Annotated in this window: 15 protein-coding genes and 1 pseudogene; 9 read left to right on the plus strand and 7 right to left on the minus strand. The window is 63.8% G+C overall.

The features are described from left to right. Nucleotides 1-108: 108 nt before the first annotated feature. Genes BJY26_RS12770 through BJY26_RS12780 form a run of 3 tightly spaced genes read left to right on the plus strand, consistent with a single transcriptional unit; the run spans nucleotide 109 to nucleotide 3,897 of the window. On the plus strand, nucleotides 109-1,656 hold the full coding sequence (locus BJY26_RS12770; protein ID WP_218852398.1) for an MFS transporter: 1,548 nt from the start codon (nucleotides 109-111) through the stop codon (nucleotides 1,654-1,656). After that, a complete protein-coding gene (locus BJY26_RS12775) occupies nucleotides 1,625-2,977 on the plus strand; it encodes an amidohydrolase family protein (protein WP_179428626.1) in 1,353 nt (450 codons plus the stop codon). Before BJY26_RS12770 ends, BJY26_RS12775 begins: the two co-directional genes overlap by 32 nt. Then, a complete protein-coding gene (locus BJY26_RS12780; RefSeq protein ID WP_179428627.1) occupies nucleotides 2,974-3,897 on the plus strand; it encodes an NADP-dependent oxidoreductase in 924 nt (307 codons plus the stop codon). The genes BJY26_RS12775 and BJY26_RS12780 overlap by 4 nt, the downstream gene beginning before the upstream one ends. Before the next feature lie 342 nt (nucleotides 3,898-4,239). Here BJY26_RS12780 and BJY26_RS12785 read toward each other — a convergent pair whose 3' ends face one another. Beyond that, a complete protein-coding gene (locus BJY26_RS12785; protein ID WP_218852401.1) occupies nucleotides 4,240-4,620 on the minus strand; it encodes a transposase in 381 nt (126 codons plus the stop codon). A 69-nt stretch (nucleotides 4,621-4,689) separates the two neighbouring features. Here BJY26_RS12785 and BJY26_RS19145 point away from each other — a divergent pair. Both BJY26_RS19145 and BJY26_RS12790 read left to right on the plus strand, forming a co-directional pair. After that, nucleotides 4,690-4,941 (plus strand): annotated as a pseudogene (locus tag BJY26_RS19145) (IS481 family transposase); the annotation flags it as partial. A 21-nt stretch (nucleotides 4,942-4,962) separates the two neighbouring features. Further along, a complete protein-coding gene (locus BJY26_RS12790; protein ID WP_179428628.1) occupies nucleotides 4,963-5,907 on the plus strand; it encodes an MBL fold metallo-hydrolase in 945 nt (314 codons plus the stop codon). 41 nt (nucleotides 5,908-5,948) lie between these two features. Here BJY26_RS12790 and BJY26_RS12795 read toward each other — a convergent pair whose 3' ends face one another. Then, the gene (locus BJY26_RS12795; RefSeq protein ID WP_218852402.1) at nucleotides 5,949-6,737 is read right to left on the minus strand and encodes a TetR/AcrR family transcriptional regulator; all 789 of its coding nucleotides are present in this window, start codon (nucleotides 6,735-6,737) and stop codon (nucleotides 5,949-5,951) included. Between BJY26_RS12795 and BJY26_RS12800 the strand changes: the two genes are divergently transcribed. From BJY26_RS12800 to BJY26_RS12815, 4 genes are all read left to right on the plus strand, one after another. After that, a complete protein-coding gene (locus BJY26_RS12800) occupies nucleotides 6,702-7,700 on the plus strand; it encodes an ABC transporter substrate-binding protein (protein WP_179428629.1) in 999 nt (332 codons plus the stop codon). The two genes, BJY26_RS12795 and BJY26_RS12800, sit on opposite strands and share 36 nt — an antisense overlap. Next, nucleotides 7,700-8,710, plus strand: coding sequence for an amidohydrolase family protein (locus BJY26_RS12805; RefSeq protein ID WP_179428630.1), 1,011 nt, complete (start codon nucleotides 7,700-7,702; stop codon nucleotides 8,708-8,710). Before BJY26_RS12800 ends, BJY26_RS12805 begins: the two co-directional genes overlap by 1 nt. After that, nucleotides 8,707-9,690 carry a substrate-binding domain-containing protein gene (locus BJY26_RS12810; RefSeq protein WP_179428631.1) on the plus strand — a complete coding sequence of 328 codons (984 nt, stop codon included), beginning with the start codon at nucleotides 8,707-8,709 and terminating at the stop codon, nucleotides 9,688-9,690. The genes BJY26_RS12805 and BJY26_RS12810 overlap by 4 nt, the downstream gene beginning before the upstream one ends. A 112-nt stretch (nucleotides 9,691-9,802) precedes the next feature. Then, on the plus strand, nucleotides 9,803-11,383 hold the full coding sequence (locus BJY26_RS12815; RefSeq protein ID WP_179428632.1) for a DHA2 family efflux MFS transporter permease subunit: 1,581 nt from the start codon (nucleotides 9,803-9,805) through the stop codon (nucleotides 11,381-11,383). 253 nt (nucleotides 11,384-11,636) lie between these two features. Here BJY26_RS12815 and BJY26_RS12820 read toward each other — a convergent pair whose 3' ends face one another. From BJY26_RS12820 to BJY26_RS12840, 5 genes are all read right to left on the minus strand, one after another. After that, complete coding sequence (locus BJY26_RS12820) at nucleotides 11,637-11,855, minus strand: helix-turn-helix transcriptional regulator (RefSeq protein ID WP_179428633.1); 219 nt, start codon at nucleotides 11,853-11,855, stop codon at nucleotides 11,637-11,639. Next, nucleotides 11,833-12,498, minus strand: a complete 666-nt coding sequence (locus BJY26_RS12825) for a hypothetical protein (protein WP_179428634.1) — start codon at nucleotides 12,496-12,498, stop codon at nucleotides 11,833-11,835. The genes BJY26_RS12820 and BJY26_RS12825 overlap by 23 nt, the downstream gene beginning before the upstream one ends. 318 nt (nucleotides 12,499-12,816) lie before the next feature. After that, on the minus strand, nucleotides 12,817-13,965 hold the full coding sequence (locus BJY26_RS19605; protein ID WP_179428635.1) for a site-specific integrase: 1,149 nt from the start codon (nucleotides 13,963-13,965) through the stop codon (nucleotides 12,817-12,819). A gap of 271 nt (nucleotides 13,966-14,236) precedes the next feature. Then, the gene (locus BJY26_RS12835; protein ID WP_179428636.1) at nucleotides 14,237-14,668 is read right to left on the minus strand and encodes a cytidine/deoxycytidylate deaminase family protein; all 432 of its coding nucleotides are present in this window, start codon (nucleotides 14,666-14,668) and stop codon (nucleotides 14,237-14,239) included. Next, on the minus strand, nucleotides 14,665-16,101 hold the full coding sequence (locus BJY26_RS12840) for an aldehyde dehydrogenase family protein (protein WP_179428637.1): 1,437 nt from the start codon (nucleotides 16,099-16,101) through the stop codon (nucleotides 14,665-14,667). Before BJY26_RS12840 ends, BJY26_RS12835 begins: the two co-directional genes overlap by 4 nt. Nucleotides 16,102-16,105: the final 4 nt, after the last annotated feature.

The following is a 16,105-nucleotide window of genomic DNA, read 5'->3' on the forward strand; positions in this document are numbered from 1 at the left end:
TATCAGTGTCGGATTCGATCATATCCGCGGCAGATGCTGGCGCAGTCCGGTGCTCTCCACGACGCTTGACTTAGTCAAGTCGACTCGCACCGAAGGAAGGGGACGACGGTGAGCCTGCATCGTGAGCACGAAGACAGAGTCACCGCACCGCCGAGAGGGCAAGCAGGTGGTCGGACCAGCCGGGTCGCGCACGGCGGATGGGTGCTGGCAGTGCTGGGCACGGCGCAGCTGATGGTGGTGCTGGACAACTCGATCGTCAATATCGCCCTTCCGACCGTACAGAGGGACCTGGGCTTCGGAGACACGGCTCGGGCGTGGGTCGTCACCGCGTACGCCTTGGCTTTTGGCAGCCTCCTACTGCTGGGCGGTCGGCTAAGCGACCTGCTGGGCAGGCGCAGGGCACTGGTCACCGGTCTCGTCGGGTTCGCCGCCGCTTCGGGGGCTGGTGGTCTCGCCCCCGACATCGTCGTCCTGCTCGCGGCGCGAGCTCTCCAAGGCGTGTTCGCTGCCCTGCTGGCGCCCGCCGCCCTCTCGCTGCTGACCGACACCTTCCCCGAGGGACGAGAGCGTGTTCGGGCCTTCGGCGTCTTCTCGGCCCTCTCCGGCTCGGGAGCGGCCGTCGGCCTTTTGGTCGGTGGTGCCCTTACACAGCTCGTCGGCTGGCGCTGGTGCCTGTTCGTGAACGTGGTGTTTGCCGCCGTCGCCCTCGCCGGGACGGTCGCCGTCGTGCCACGAGCCACGGAGCACTCCCCGGGCAGGCTCGACGTGCGCGGCGCCGTGCTCGGGTCGCTCGGGATCCTCGCCGTCGTCGCCGGTCTCAGCTCCGTCGAGACCGCTGGTGCTTCAGCGCCCGCAACCGGGGTGTTGCTGCTCACCGGGGTCGCCGTGCTGGGCCTCTTCGTCCGGGTCGAGAACCGGGCATCGCACCCGATCCTGCCGCTGCGGGTGGTCGCGGACCGTGCTCGAGGCGCCGGCTTCCTCGCCGTGGCCCTTGTCAGCCTGGGGATGTTCACCCTCAGCCTGTTCGTGGCGTACATCCTGCAGCAGACCTTCGGGCTGTCGCCGCTGCTGGCCGGGGTGGCCACGCTGCCCCTCACCGTCAGCATCGTCACCACGGCGAACGTCGTGCCCGCCATTCTCCTCCATCGTCTCGGGGCCCGCACCCTGCTCGTCGCCGGGCTGCTGGCCGACGCCGGCGCGCTGGGATGGCTCTCCCGGCTCGATGCCGGTGAGTCCTACGCGGCCGGCGTGCTCGGCCCCCTGGTGCTCTTCGGCCTCGGCATGGGGACCGCGATCTCCACTTCACTTAACCTCGCCACGACTGGTGTAGGTCCCACAGACGCCGGCTCAGCGTCCGGCCTGGTCAACGCCGCGCAGCAGGTCGGCGGCTCGCTCGGCATCGCTCTGTTCTCCAGCGTGGCGGCAACCGCGTCGTCGGCTCAGGCGTCCGGCGTGGGTGGAGACTTGCACGGCTTCACCATCGCCTTCCTGGTCGGCGGTGCCATGCTGGCGCTCGGCGCGGGGCTCGTCGCCCTGCTCGTGGGTGACCACCGGCACAGCTACACCCAACTCGACCACGTGACCCGTCCTCACCACTCGCCACTCACCACAGAAGGAGCCGACCATGTCCAACCAGCACGCCACCGTCATCCGTAACGCCACCATCCTCTCGATGGACCGTGTCATCGGGGACCTCCCCAGCGGCGACCTGCTCATCGAGGGGGGCGTGATCGCGGCGGTGGGCACCGACCTCGACGCACCAGCCGACGCCAAGGTGGTCGACGCCAGCGGCTCGATCGTCGTCCCGGGCTTCATCGACACCCACCGGCACATGTGGGAGGCGATCCTGCGCGGCTACGCCCCCGACCACACCTTCGGCGACTACATGAGCCACGTGCTCGGGGTGGCCGGACCCGCACTGACTCCCGACGAGCTCCACGACGGTGAGCTGCTCAGCGCACGAGCGGGTCTCGCGGCTGGCGTCACCACGATCCAGGACATTTCCAACATCCAAGACTCCCCGGCCCACACCGACGCCATCGTCTCGGCCCTCCAGGACTCGGGGCTACGCGCTGTCCTCGCGTACGGGCTGAGCTTCCCGACGATGACGAGCACCGGGGCGAGCCTCCCCGACGACGTCCGGCGGGTGCGCAGCCGCCTGCTGCCGCGCTCGGTGGACCTGGTCACGATGGCCCTGGACGCAGAGGGTGGCGACGACGTCAGCGAGCAGCACAACGCCGCCCTGGCACGAGAGCTGGACCTGCGCATCGCCCGACACTTCTCCGAACGGCTTTCCGCGCGCCACCTCGCCGACCTCGGGGCGCTCGTGCCCGGCACCACCTTCATCCACGGCAACGGGCTCGACGACGAGGAGCTTCGCGTCATCGCCGACGGTGGCGGCAATATCTCGATCGCGCCGGCGATCGAGATGGTGATGGGTCACGGTTTTCCTGTGATCGGGCCCGCGACCCGTCACCCGGACCTGTTGGTCAGCCTCAGCAGCGACGTTGAGGTCACTATGCCCGGAGACATGTTCACCCAGATGCGCGCCGCCCTCGCGTCGGGACGACACCACGAGCACACGGCTGCCCTGGCCGACCGACCGACCCTCGGGGTGCGGGAGGTGCTGCGGATGGCGACGATCGACGGAGCACGCGCGCTCGGTCTCGACGGGCGGACCGGGTCACTGACCCCCGGCAAGGAGGCCGACCTCGTCGTGCTGGACGCCGAACGCCCCGACGCGGCACCGGTGTATGACCCCTACAGCACAGTCGTGCTGCAGATGGACCGCAGCCACGTCGACACTGTCTACGTGCGCGGCGTGCCCCGAGTGCAGGGGGGCGTCCTCGTCGGTGACGACACCGACCTACTAGAGCGGGCCGCCCATACCGCAGACAGGCTCGTCCGCGACGGCGTCGTCCCGGCGCCGCTACGACGCGCTCGGCTCGAGACGGCCGTCGGCGGAGGGGGTCGATGAGGATGCGGGCACAGGTGCTGCATGCCTACGGCGCACCGGACAGCTTCACGCTCGAGGATCTCGAAGCCCTCGAGCCAGGCCCCGGTGAGATCCGCGTTCGCGTCGCTTCGACGGGAGTGAACCCGCTCGACGTCAAGATCCGCTCCGGCCAGCTCGCCGAGACGATGCCGATGACGTTCCCGCTGGTGCTGGGCAGCGACATCGCCGGCGAGGTCGACCGAGTCGGCACCGGTGTCGACACCTTTGTCCCTGGCGATCGCGTCGTCGGACTGGCCACAGCTGGCGGCTACGCCGAGTACGCCGTACTCGCCGCCGACCAGACGTGCCGTGTCCCCGACACACTCGCGCTCACGAACGCCGCCACGATCCCCACTGCGGCCTCGACGTCTCGCCGTCTGGTCGGCTTCATCGGCCCGCAGGACGGGGAGACAGTCGTGGTCAACGGGGCAGCTGGCTCGGTGGGCAGCGCCCTCGTGCAGGCACTGGTCGACGGTGGCACCCACGTGGTGGGAATCGCGGGCCCGGGAAACCACGACTACCTGCGCCAGCTCGGCGCTCGTCCGACGAGCTACGGACGCGGCGTCCTCGGACGCGTCCGACGTCTTGCGTGCGCCGGGGTCGACGCTGTCATCGACGTCGCCGGCCACGGCTTCGCCGAGACCGCTCTCGAGTTGCGCGGAACCACCGACCGTGTAGTGACGATCGCTGACTTCGCCGCCGCGCGACATGGCGTCACAGTCACCACCGGCACCGACGAAGACCGACGCGCGGGAGCCTTCGAGCCCCAGGTGATTGCCGCCGCCCAGGGGCGCTTCCGCACCGAGATCGCCGCCAAGTTTCCGTTGGAGGACCTGCCGGCAGCACACCGGCTCAGCGCAGCCAGTCACGTACGGGGGAAGATCGTCGTCGGCACGCCGTAGGCGGAACCTGGTAATTTTGCATACGATCCGGTCCTCGGTCAAAACGCCGTCCCAAGTCAATTATGACTATCAGATCACCATAGATTTGATGCCATATTTCTATGGTTTGAGCGCCCGATGTGCTCGCGGCCGCGAAACCTTTCGCGTTCGTCGGATGAGCGCACCCGATCGAGAGATCACCGAGAACCCCGGCACGGTATGGCGCGTGAGATTCGAACCTCCCCACCACCGAGGGCTATATGAGCCGACGTGCTCTCAAGGCTTGCCGGCGATGTTCATGCAGGCTCAGGCTCCATCCGCCCGTTACCGGAAGCCGATCGGCGGGTGGGTCGAGTGCAACGGTCAGCTTTGGGCTATTTGTCGTTGTCGTTTCTTCACAATCTGCGGCTCGAACGTCCCATCCCTGTCCCTGTGTGAATCGATCGTGACATGGCCAGTGGCCCCAGACAGCACCGTCTTCGGACACGTCCGGTTATGCACGTTGGCCGAATCACGATCCTCAGGTGCCCTGTTCTTGTCGTGCCCCAGATGCTCGGTCAGCTCCTCGTTCAAAGCCGTCTCCAAAACGTTCTTGGTGAACTGCTTCAACAGTCCGTCAGGACCCGTTAACGACCGTCCTTGCTCTTTGGCCATCCGGACAAGCCTAATAGCGGCAGCCTCTTCAGCAGACGGATCAGACTTCTTCTCATTCTTCTGATTCACACTGTTCAATGTCGCGGTCATCACGGCACCTTTCCCCCAAACAAACCGTTCGGCGCGTCAGGCTGGAAACTCCTTCAAATACACAGCCCCCATATCGATAGAGCCACAGGGGAATCGATCCGGCGTTATGAGCACGAGAACCCCGGTGACATGATCCATGGCGACGTCAAAAAGCTCGGCAAGGTCCCTGATGGTGGCGGTTGGCGTTACGTCGGGCGTCAAGGTGAGAAGAACCGGTCAGCGACCACGGTTCGCACCAAGGGGCCCCGCAACAAACGTGGACACGCGTTGATCGGGACGTGTTATCTGCACACCGTCATCGATGATTATTCGCGCGTCGCCTGCTCGTGAAATAATTACCCCATGGCTCAAACTATCCAGGTCGGAGACGCTTCGATCACTCGGGTCGTCGAGTGGTCCGGGGCACTGAAGACCGTCGGCGAAATCTTGCCGGAGAGTTCACCCGAGCAGTGGCGGGCCCATCGCGAGCTGCTTGCCCCGGATTTTTGGGACCCGACCACCGGCGCCTACTTGTGCCACATTCAAACGTGGGTGGTTCGCATCGCGGGACGAACCATCCTGATCGATACTGGTGTCGGCAACGACCGCGACCGTCCGCAGATCCCGCCATTCGCCGATCTGCACACCGACTTCCTCGACCGACTCGCCGCGGTGGACGTCTTCCCCGAGGACGTGGACACGGTGATCAATACCCATATCCACTACGACCACGTCGGGTGGAACACTCGGTTGGTCAACGGCCAGTTCGTGCCGACCTTCCCCAACGCTTCGTACATAGTCCCGGGCGCCGACTACGATTACTTTCACCCCGATCACGCGGAGAATATGCGCCCTCCCGAGACCGAAGACGAGCGCCGCCGCTTCGCCGGCATCGCGCTGGTATTCGATGACAGCATTCGCCCGATCGAGCAGGCCGGACAGTTGCATCTCTGGTACGCCGATCACCATCTGCCCGGGGTGCCGATGTCGCTCGAATCCACACCCGGCCACACGGTGGGATCATCGACAGTCATGCTCGAGCAGGGCGCCGGAGCGTTGTTCGTCGGAGACCTCCTGCACAGTCCGCTACAAATCTTGTACCCCGACTTGCGATGCAGCTTCGACCTCCGACCCACCCAGGCCCGCGCAACGCGGAAACGAATTCTCGCCCGCGCCGCCGCGACCGGCGCCCTGATCCTGCCCGCTCACTTCGGCGGGCATAGCGCCGTCACAGTCACCGCCGAGGCTGACACGGAGTTGGTCGTGCACCAGTGGGCCGACTTCCCTCGGAAACAACCGTCTCGCTGAACGTGCGCAAGGAGGCCTCGCATGAGCGGCGGGGAGGGGGCTCAGGTCTGCAAAAGCCCGGCGCCCCGCAGGATCGTCATGGCGTCGTCTCGGATGCCGTCCAGGTCCTCGAGACCAAAGGCTACGCGTTGAAGAATGAATCCGTGAAGCAGTGCCATCACGACGCGTGACGCTCCGTCCGGGTTAATCTGATCCGTTATCGTGCCGGCGGCTTGACCACGCAAAAGTGTCGAGGCGATCTGTTGACGAACTTCCTCGAACCCTCGTGTTGCGCTTACTCGGAGATCCTCGTGGCGCAGCAGCTCCGCCCAGGCGCCGACGGCGCATCGGAAGAGCTCGTCGACCGGGACGATTTTCCCGGCCGCGTCGACTCCCTGCGACCAACCCGCCGGCTCGATCGCGGCCGTCACCAGGTCCGCCGGCGATACGGCTTCACCGGATTCGACGAGTCCCTCGAGTGGCACGAGGAGGACCCGGAAGGCGTCGCCCGCGACCTGAAGGATGATCTCCTCCTTGCTCGCGAAATATCGGTAGGGTGCTCCAGTCGACACACCGGCCTCCGCAGCAATATCGGGCATCGACGTCCGATGGAATCCGTCGCGCGAGAAACACCGGCGCGCGGCAGCAATGATCTCGGCGCGTCGCGCTTCTCGATTTCCTGCGGTGAGTCGAGGCATGAAGTTCTCCTGAGAATAATCCGCAAATGACTGTTCATTCGCCTTGACTTCTAGCATAGCAAGGTCCATCGTTAATGAATGGTTATTTACGGAAACGATGTGAAAGGAAAAAAACTCATGACTGAACCGAAGCTGACCCTGGCGACTACCCATTACGAGCACGCCGACGCCCTGTTTGACGGAAGCGTCACGGTTGCCGGTTTTGATACCGACCTGCAGACGGAGCAGCTGGCATCCGACATCTTCCAGAACATGATCGACGGCAAGTATGACGCGGCCGAGTTCGGCCTGTCGTACTTCTTGCGGATGTGGGACACCGATGAATCGCCGTTCTTGGCGTTGCCGATCTTCCCGGCCCGCAACTTCCGCCATTCGTCGGTTTTCGTGCGCGCCGACAGTGGCATCGAAAAACCACGGGACCTTATCGGCAAGACCATCGGGGAGTTCGCGCTGTGGGGTACGGATCCGGGCGTGTGGATGAAGGGCGTCCTCGCCGATGAGTTCGGGGTCACGCCGGATCAGAGCAGATGGGTTATCGGTGGCACCAACTTCCCGATCCCGGCGTTCGATTGGGTGCCGCAGCCGGTGCCGGAGAACGTCGAGGTTCGCCACGCCGGAGATGGTGAGACCCTCGGTGCGATGTTGCTCTCGGGCGAGATCGACGCCCTCCTCTCGGTCGATGTGCCGAAGGAGATCTTTGCCGGCGATCCGCGGGTTCGGCGCCTCTGGGTCGACTACGAACAGGTTGAGCGTGACTACTACCGTCGGACCGGCATCTTCCCGATGATGCACGTGGTCGCGATTCGCAAGGACTACCTCGCTGATCACCCGGACGCGCCCAAGGCCATCTACGACGCCTTCCTGCAGGCGAAGGATGCCAAGGCCGCCTCTTACCGTAGCCAAGCATCAAAGCAGCACATGCGGGTCATGACGCCTTGGTTCAGCGAGCTCTTCGCCGAGAACCGTCAACTAATGGGTGAGGACTGGTGGCCCTACGGCGTGGCGAAGAACCGCACCGCCGTCGATACCTTCCTGCGTTACCACTACGAGCAGGGACTCTCCAAGAGACTTCTGACCAGCGAGGACATCTTCGCCCCCTCGGTCCTGGAGACCTGATGCCCGGTGACACCACTCCGCTACGGATCGTCGGCCTCGAAGAGCACTTCGTCACCACCGCCGTCCTCGATGCGGGCCACGCCCTGAACCCCGCGGGGCGAGATCTCGCCTTCATTCCCGCGTCGCAGGGCGAAACCAGCCGCCTCCTACTTGATGTGGCAGACGGGCGGCTTTCTGTCATGGACGCCACGGGGCTTGACGTCGCGGTGCTGTCACTGACGACACCCGGTCTACAGAATCTTTCAGCAGCAGACGCCGTGCGGCTCCAGACAGGCACGAACGACACGCTCGCTGAAACCGTGCGGTCCAAACCGGACCGTTTCCAAGGCCTCGCCGCGCTGGCCACGCAGTCAGGCAAGGGGGCTGCGACGGAACTTCGCCGCGCCGTGGCCGAACTCGGCCTCGATGGCGCCATGCTGTTCGGGCGCACCGGTGGCAAGAATCTCGACCACCCGGACTTCTGGCCGATCTTCGAAACCGCCGAGGCCCTTCGGGTACCACTGCACCTTCACCCTCAGTCGCCGCCCGCCGCCGTTCGGGACGCCTACTACGCGGGATTCGGAGCAGCCGTGTCTGACGGATTTGCGACTCACGGGGTGGGATGGCATTACGACTCGGGCGTGCAGTTCCTTCGGCTCGTCCTCGCCGGAGTCTTCGACCGATTCCCCGACCTTCAGGTCGTGATCGGGCATTGGGGCGAGCTCGTGCTGTTCTACTTGGAGCGGATCGAGCACCTGGCCGCCATGGCCGGTCTGGAATTGTCGATGGGGCAGTACGTGCGCCGTAACCTTTACGTCACCCCGAGTGGCATGCGCTCGGAGCGCTATCTGCGGTGGGCGACGGAGGTCATCGGCGCCGACCGAATTATGTTCGCGACGGATTACCCCTTCGAAGAAACTTCCCGAGACGGAGCGCGTGCCTTCCTCGAAGGTGCCGACATCCCGGAATCCGACCGTGAACTCATTGCCCACGGTAACTGGGAACGACTACGAGAGGGGATTGTGCGATGACCACGCTCACGATGGGGTCGCTTAAATACGACCAGTTCCAGGGGATCAACGATGGCCGCGTCAGAATGAAGGGTTTCGACATCGAGCACACGACCTCGACGATCGCCAGCGAGATCTTCCAAAGGATGATGCGCGATCACGGGTTCGACGTCTCGGAGCTCGGGCTGACCTACTACCTGCGGAGCCTCGACTTCGACGACCCACCCTTCATCGCCCTGCCCGTCTTTCCAGCCCGGGCGTTTCGGCACTCGGCGATCTACGTCAACGTCCACAGCGGGATCACGACCCCGACAGATCTCGTCGGTAAGACAATCGGCGAGTTCGTGACCTACGGGCACGATGGAGGCGTATGGGCCAAGGGCATCCTTCAGGACGACTTCGGCGTCAGACCCAACCAGAGTCGCTGGATCGTCGGCAGCCTCGAGCGACCGATCGACCCAATCGACTACATCCCGTTCCTGCACCCGGCCGACGTCGACGTGACCGTCGCCGCGCAGGGCGCCGACTTAGGTGCGATGCTCGAACGCGGTGAGATCGACGCGCTCGTCTCGGGCAACGTACCGGCAGCGATGCGGAACGGTTCCCCTCACGTGCTACGCCTCTTCCCCGACTTCGTCAGCGTCGAACGCGAATGGCTCACGCGTACGGGCATTGTCCCCATGGCACACGTGATGGTCATCCGGCGCGAACACGCCCACCTCGCTCGCGCCATCTACGACACATTCGTCGAATCGAAGGCTCTGGCCATCGGAGCTCAGGAACTCGGTCGGGTCACGAATTTCGTCGACGTGATGGTGCCGTGGATGAACGACCTCGTTGAGCAGAATCGAGCGGTCAAGGGCGGCGACTGGTGGGCCTACGGAGTCAAGGCCAACCGAGCAGCGACCGACACCTTCCTCCGATACCACTTCGAGCAGGGGCTGTCGAAGCGTCGATGGGCTGTGGATGAGATCTTCGCCCCCGCGGTCTTGAAAACCTGAACATGGTCTCGACGGAGATGGGATCACGATACTCCGACCTCGCCACTCGGATGTTCAATGAGGTGGTCGACTGGGCCATCGTCCGATGCCGCGTGCGTGAGGGCACTTCGACGTGAAACCACGCAACATCGTTGGCTCTGGCACTCCCACTCCCACCGGCACCGGCACCGGCACCGAGGATGAGCGTAGCGGGCTCGGCTCCGCTCGGCGGATCGGACTGGCCCTGGCTCTCGGTGGCTTGCTGGTCGTGCTGGACACCACCGTGACGATCGTGGCGATCCCCCGAATCGTCGCCGAGTTCCAGACCACTTTGCCCACCGCGCAGTGGATCACCACCGGCTACCTGCTGGCGATCGTGGCGGTGATCCCGACCGCCGGATGGGCCGCCAACAGGTTCGGCGCCCGTCGAGTCTACCTGCTCGCGCTTACCGTGTTTACCCTTGCCTCGCTGGGCTCGGTCTTCTCTTGGGATATCGGCTCGTTGATCGCCTTCAGGATCATCCAAGGCCTCGGCGGCGGGCTACTCAACCCCGTTGGTCAGGCCATCGGGCTGCGCACCGTCTCGCGCCAGCGGCGGGGTCGGATGATGGCACTGCTCGGCCTGCCGGTGGTCATCGGCCCCGTCCTCGGGCCTCCGCTGTCGGGATGGCTGATCGACGCCGCGTCCTGGCGGTGGATCTTCGCCATTAACATTCCCATCGGGATCGCCGCGATCATCTTGTGCCGCGCGGTGGTGCCCCGACAGCAGACCGAGCCCACCGCCCGGCTCGACCTGCCCGGTCTGATCCTGCTGCCCACCGGAGCGGTCCTACTCGTCCTCGCTGGCACCATGGTCGGCCAAGACGGCACCCTGACACCGACCATCGGCGCGACGCTCCTTGCCGCAACCGCGCTGCTGGTCGGGTTCGTCCGGCGCGCGTTGTCGACCCGCCACCCACTGCTCGACCTCCGACTGCTGCGATACCGACCCCTGGCGGCCGGCAGCGGGGTGCTGTTCTGCTTCGGCGCCGCCTACTTCGGCGGAATGTCGATCTTGCCCATCGTCGTCCAAGGCGTTCGCGGCGACTCCGCCCTGACCGCCGGCCTACTAGTCATCCCCCAGGCAATCGCCACCGGGCTCACCCTGCAGATCGCCACCCGAGCCGTCGACCGCATTAGCCCGCGCCAGATCGTGCTGATCGGAGTCACACTGGGTCTGCTTGGCTCGGTCCTGCTGCTCCTGGCCGTGACAACAGACATGTCCTACCCGATGCTCGCCGGCGCTGCCGTGGTCGTCGGGATCGGTGCCGGCGCCACCCTCCAGCCTGCCATGACCTTCGCGACTCGCGACCTCGAAGGCACCCAAACCCCCAACGGCACCACCTTGTTGGCGCTGCTCCAACAACTTGCCAGCGCCTTGGGCGTCGCAGTCGTAGGCGCTGCCCTGACCGTCAACGCCAACAATAACGTGGTCGCACTGCACGACGGCGGCCTCGAAGCCATGCTCAACCTCAGCAACTCAGTCAGAGACCGCACCGAAGGCGCCCTGGCCAAGGCCGTCGGAACCACCTACGACCTGGTCGCAACCTTTATGCTCATCGCGCTTTGCGTCGCGGTCCTCGCCTTGCGTGAATCGCGATCAGCGACCACCACTCCCACGAGCAGCGCAGCCAACGGATCCTCGCCCCGAGCCAAGCCATCAGACCCCGCATGAGGAGCGACTAATGGCGATGCATCGGTCTCCGAGCGGCGGCAGCCGGTGACGAACTCTTTCATCGCCGTTTGAGCCCGCCATCCCGTTATGGCATTGCTGATCCCGCCGCGTTGACAGAGAGGGCAACCAAGTTTATGTATGCCACGTTTGATTTGAACCGGTACTTTTCACGCGCTCCGACGATAGCGAGCATTTGTGCAAGCTATACGGCGTGTCGCATCCAAACTCGAAGGCATCTCTACAGTGGACGGTGTCAGTCCGTGCTGATCAGCTCCTCGACAGTCGTATTAAGCGCCTCGGCGATAGCTGCCAGCACATCCATGCGCGCAGAAATCCGGGCTGTCTCGATGCGGTTGATCGTCTTCCGATCGACACCGGACAGTTCGGCCAATTGCGCTTGGGAAAGGTGCGCGTGGGTGCGCTGGGTCCGGATGTTCGCGGCCAGGAGCTCATGAATCTGTGGATGGCGCATAGGTTCCTCTCTGAGCGGGCTCGCCTGATGATTTTCGGTCTGGAGTCTGGAGGCTCGTCATATAGGTGGCCATCGTCATGGCGACGTTGAGCACTTCCGAGGACTCACGAGCAGCTTGCTCAGCGGCGTTGTCGAGGTCGTCGAGAGCAGCGACCAGTTCGTCCATCGAATAGCCAGAAAACCGGCCTCGGTCGGAGTCGAGGAGATGTTCGGCGACGGGACCGGCGCCCGGGGCACTGTCGAGCGTGGCGGCTTGCTTGCTGGACAGTATCTCCGACACGGCTCGTTGTGTCAGCGCGTCGTCGGCATACCCGTACCGATCGATACTGGGCAACAGCAGAACGTGCTTGGGCCAGCGGGATCCCGTGGCTTGCCGGCAGCAATGTTCGGTGCAGTCACCGGCGGTTGGGCTCGGCGATGTCATCACGATTGCTTGGGCATCGGCACGCGACCACGACTCCACGGCCTTTAACAGCGGCAGCCAGCGGGCAACCGCGCACGAAGGACACGCACCCGGACTTTGCTCGCGGGGAATGGCATGTCCAGCGAGGTAGAAGTCTTGGCCGTCGACGGTGACATCGCCAGAGGTCAGTTCGATCGTCTCGCGCCGCGAGAAGCTAAGAACGCCGATGGCAACGATCAACACGCCGACCGCGGTAGCCGCTTGTCCAGCCGTGAATAGGAATTTTGGCGAGAGCCTGGCCGGCAGTCGGCCGACCGTCACCGCTGCGCCAAGCAACCGGGGGAGAAGGGCGGACAAGTTCGAGGTCGAAGCCGGCGCGGGCATGCGCGGAGGCGATGGACCAGAGTCGGTGTTTGATGGTGGACGGCGCGCCGGTGACAGTGTGAGCGAATCGATCGACGGTGTCCAACGTCGCTGGTAGGGCGCGTTCGTGGTGGGCCTGGCACCAGTCTGCGAAGAGCTCCCACTCCCCGTTGGTTGCGTTGCGGGTTGTCATGTTCACAGTCCAAGGTTCTGGGCTGCGTTGTTGTGCATCGGTGCGTTGTCGCGGTCGTATATATCCAGCATCGAGTCACTTCGGTGGCCGGTCTGTTTGCGGATCGTACGGGAATCCTGGCCCCGTCGGAAGGCTTCGGTGACGAACCCGGAACGCAGCGAATGGCCACCGAACAAGGTAGGGTCAAAACCGATGGCGGCAGCGCGGCTTTTCACGAGCTGGTTGATCGAGTGGTCGCTGAGCGGAGTGTCTCCAACGGAACCGCTTTTCGTAACCGGGCGAAATAGTGGGCGGTCGTCGACCGGGTACCCAGGGCTGCGGCCGCGGCAGACGTGCCAGCTTGGATCGTTGGCGTCAACGCTAGCCATCACGTTTGCCCGAGTGCCGGTTTCAGCCGCGTTGAGCAGCGAAAGCCAGCGCTGGAATGCGCACGGCCCGCAGGTGATGGGGGAGCGTCCGTATGGGATGGCCTTGACCAAGCCTTTCCCTTCCTGATCGGTTTTTGAACGATGAACGCGGATATGCAGACCGTCTGCGCGATCGAAGGCGATATCGCCGACCGTGAGCTCGGCTAATTCCGAACGGCGAAAGGCGCCAGCGAAGCCCAGAAGTATGGCCGCTGCGTCCCGAAATGCCGCGACAGCTTCGGGCCAGGTCGAATAGTCCATCGTTTCGACGATGTGACGGATGTCGTCGGTCAGGAGTGGGGCCATGCGGCGCTGGCGGTGGCTACCGCGTGAGCGTCTAATCCCGGTCATAATGTGGGTCAGCCGTTGGTCGTCCCCGGGACGCCGGTATCCAGCCGCGATATGGGCCTGGTTGATAGCCGACAGCCAGCGGGTGAGGGTCGACACAGTGTAGGCAAACGCCCCGGCGCCGTTACGGATCTGCGCCGTCTCGTTGAGGTACACGCCGATAACGTCCGGGGTGGCCGGCAACTCCGTTAGTCCGCGATTTCGGGCCCACGTGGTGAATCGTCGCCAATCCGCTATATAGGCGCGTTTTGTCGCAGTCGAGGTTGATTGAGCTGCCGTGGCGTCGAGTGCGCGGTATTCGCTGGTCGTGATGTCCCGGCGCGCGCGGGCTACGGCGATCGGTGCTGGTGCATCTGATTGGGTCAGTTCTACGTTCCGCTGCTGATCGGGATTCACAGTACCGGTGACTCTACCAACGCTTGCGCCAGGCGGCCGATTTGTCGCGGATTACTTACGATAATTTCCATTATCGTAACCAACAATCAGACCCCTTGAAGCGACCATAAAGTAAGAGGACTCGGACTGAGTGTGCGGAAATTGGTGGATGCCATCAGCAGTCTGGCCCACTTCGACAGGAAGAGCGCAGGCAACGAAGCGATCGGGACGGCCAACTTGACTGAGTTCACAGAGGCCGCGCGAGTATACTCGCGCGGCCTCCGCCATGGTGCTAATCGTAATTGCGCGCCCTAACCCACGGGATGGGCAGCAAATCGTCGATGAGAACCGGTCGCACGTCGCCGCAGTCGTTGACGATGATCCTTGCTGCCGGTGCGAAATTGGGTATGAGTTCTCGGCAGACGCCACATGGATTGATTACCTGTGGAACGTCGTTGGTGCCCATCCCGACCGCAACAATAGTCTCGATTGCGGCTTCTCCGGCAATGGCGGCATTTGCGAGTGCGCTCGGTTCAGCGCAGATGTTTACGCGATTTGAGCCGAGGTTTACTCCGAGGTATGAGCGCCCCGATTCGCCGCGGGCGGCCGCCGCCACTCGGTGTTTCACACCATCATGAGTGCGTAGCAATAGGTCGGATGCGAGTTGGCGCAAATTGACGTCAGCTTGACTCAATGCCGATAACGTTACAGCCTCGTCGTTCATTCGAGCCCCGTGTAAATGGTCTTCTCCCAGGTGTAGAAGTCCATCGCAGTGTGTCCTTGTTCACGAAAGGTGTTCGACGACGAGTCCTTGATTCCGCCGAACGGCACGTGCAGGTCGAGGCCCGAAGTCGCGCGATTGACCTTCACGACCCCTGCTTGGACGCGTGTCGCGAAGTCAGTTGAGTGCGCGAGGCTGTCGGTGCAGATTCCTGCGGTGAGTCCATACCGGGAGTTGTTGAGTGCATCGAGACCGGTTTCGTAGTCGGAGACGTCAAGTACCGCGACGATGGGACCGAATATTTCGTCGGTCGCAATCGGAGCATCGTGTTCAACATCGGTCGCGACCACCGGGTTGAACTTCATCCCGTCGGCCTCGGCTGAACCGCGAACGAGCTTGGCGCCAGATTCAACGGCCTCTTGGACGGCCGTAATGTCTTGCTCCAGCTGCGATTCGCTGACAACGACGCCCATCCGCGTGCCTTCGTCCAGTCCGTCACCGGGCTGGTACTCGGAGGCAAGGTTTTCGAGTTCGTCGAGGAATGCCTGGCGGATACCGGGTGTCACGTACACGCGGGAGGTGGCGGTGCACGCTTGCCCGGTGAGCCCGAATGCGCCAGCCGCTACCACCTGCGCCGCCTTGTGCGGATCGCTATCGTCGAGCACGAGGACGCCGTTCTTTCCGCCCATCTCGAGCTGGGCGCGTGCCCGCCGGGCATTTAGCGTCTGCTGCAAACTCAGCCCGACCTGTGTTGAGCCGGTGAAAGACAAAGCGGCGACTCGTGAGTCGTTCGCGATTGCATCGCCGACGACACTGCCACGTCCGTGGACGATATTGAAAAGGCCTGGGGGTAGGCCGGCGTCCTGCAGGGCATTGCCGAGGTGCGTGGTTGACATTGGGGTGATTTCGGCAGGCTTCAGTACCACCGCGTTGCCGCTGAGTAGCGCCGGAGCAGTCTTCCAGGATGGAATCGCGATTGGAAAGTTCCACGGGGTGATCAAGCCGACCACTCCGAGCGGCTCGCGTCGAGTCCAAACTGTGGTGTTGGGCATGCTGCTCGGATAGATTGTGCCGCTCGACCCCCAGCCGAGAGAGCCAAAGAATTGAAAGACCCCGATCGCGCGACCCACTTCACCGAGTGCTTCAGTGAGGGTTTTGCCCTCCTCTCGGACGAGGTCTTCGGCGATCCGAGATTTCCTCTCGGTTAGCAGTTGTGCTGCCTTGAGCAATACCGCTCCGCGGGCTGGTGCGGACTTTGCCGCCCATGCGCGTTGTGCCTTTACTGCTGCTGAGATTGCATCGTCGACGTCGGTGGGAGTTCCAATGGGAGACAGTACCGCCACGTTGCTGGGCCGAGCTGGATTATATCGTTCCTTATTCGATTCGCCGAGAAACTCGCCGTTGATCAGGTGCTTTGCTGTTGCAGGAGACGTCAATTTG

It is taken from the genome of Spelaeicoccus albus, from assembly GCF_013409065.1.
In the GTDB taxonomy this organism is placed as follows: Bacteria; Actinomycetota; Actinomycetes; order Actinomycetales; family Brevibacteriaceae; genus Spelaeicoccus; species Spelaeicoccus albus.

Coding starts and splice junctions, on each gene's coding strand:
- BJY26_RS12775 (WP_179428626.1), top strand. CDS start 1,625: ATGTCCAACCAGCACGCCACCGTCATCCGTAACGCCACCATCCTCTCG.
- BJY26_RS12780 (WP_179428627.1), top strand. CDS start 2,974: ATGAGGATGCGGGCACAGGTGCTGCATGCCTACGGCGCACCGGACAGC.
- BJY26_RS12785 (WP_218852401.1), bottom strand. CDS start 4,620: ATGACCGCGACATTGAACAGTGTGAATCAGAAGAATGAGAAGAAGTCT.
- BJY26_RS12790 (WP_179428628.1), top strand. CDS start 4,963: ATGGCTCAAACTATCCAGGTCGGAGACGCTTCGATCACTCGGGTCGTC.
- BJY26_RS12800 (WP_179428629.1), top strand. CDS start 6,702: ATGACTGAACCGAAGCTGACCCTGGCGACTACCCATTACGAGCACGCC.
- BJY26_RS12795 (WP_218852402.1), bottom strand. CDS start 6,737: ATGGGTAGTCGCCAGGGTCAGCTTCGGTTCAGTCATGAGTTTTTTTCC.
- BJY26_RS12805 (WP_179428630.1), top strand. CDS start 7,700: ATGCCCGGTGACACCACTCCGCTACGGATCGTCGGCCTCGAAGAGCAC.
- BJY26_RS12810 (WP_179428631.1), top strand. CDS start 8,707: ATGACCACGCTCACGATGGGGTCGCTTAAATACGACCAGTTCCAGGGG.
- BJY26_RS12820 (WP_179428633.1), bottom strand. CDS start 11,855: ATGCGCCATCCACAGATTCATGAGCTCCTGGCCGCGAACATCCGGACC.
- BJY26_RS12835 (WP_179428636.1), bottom strand. CDS start 14,668: ATGAACGACGAGGCTGTAACGTTATCGGCATTGAGTCAAGCTGACGTC.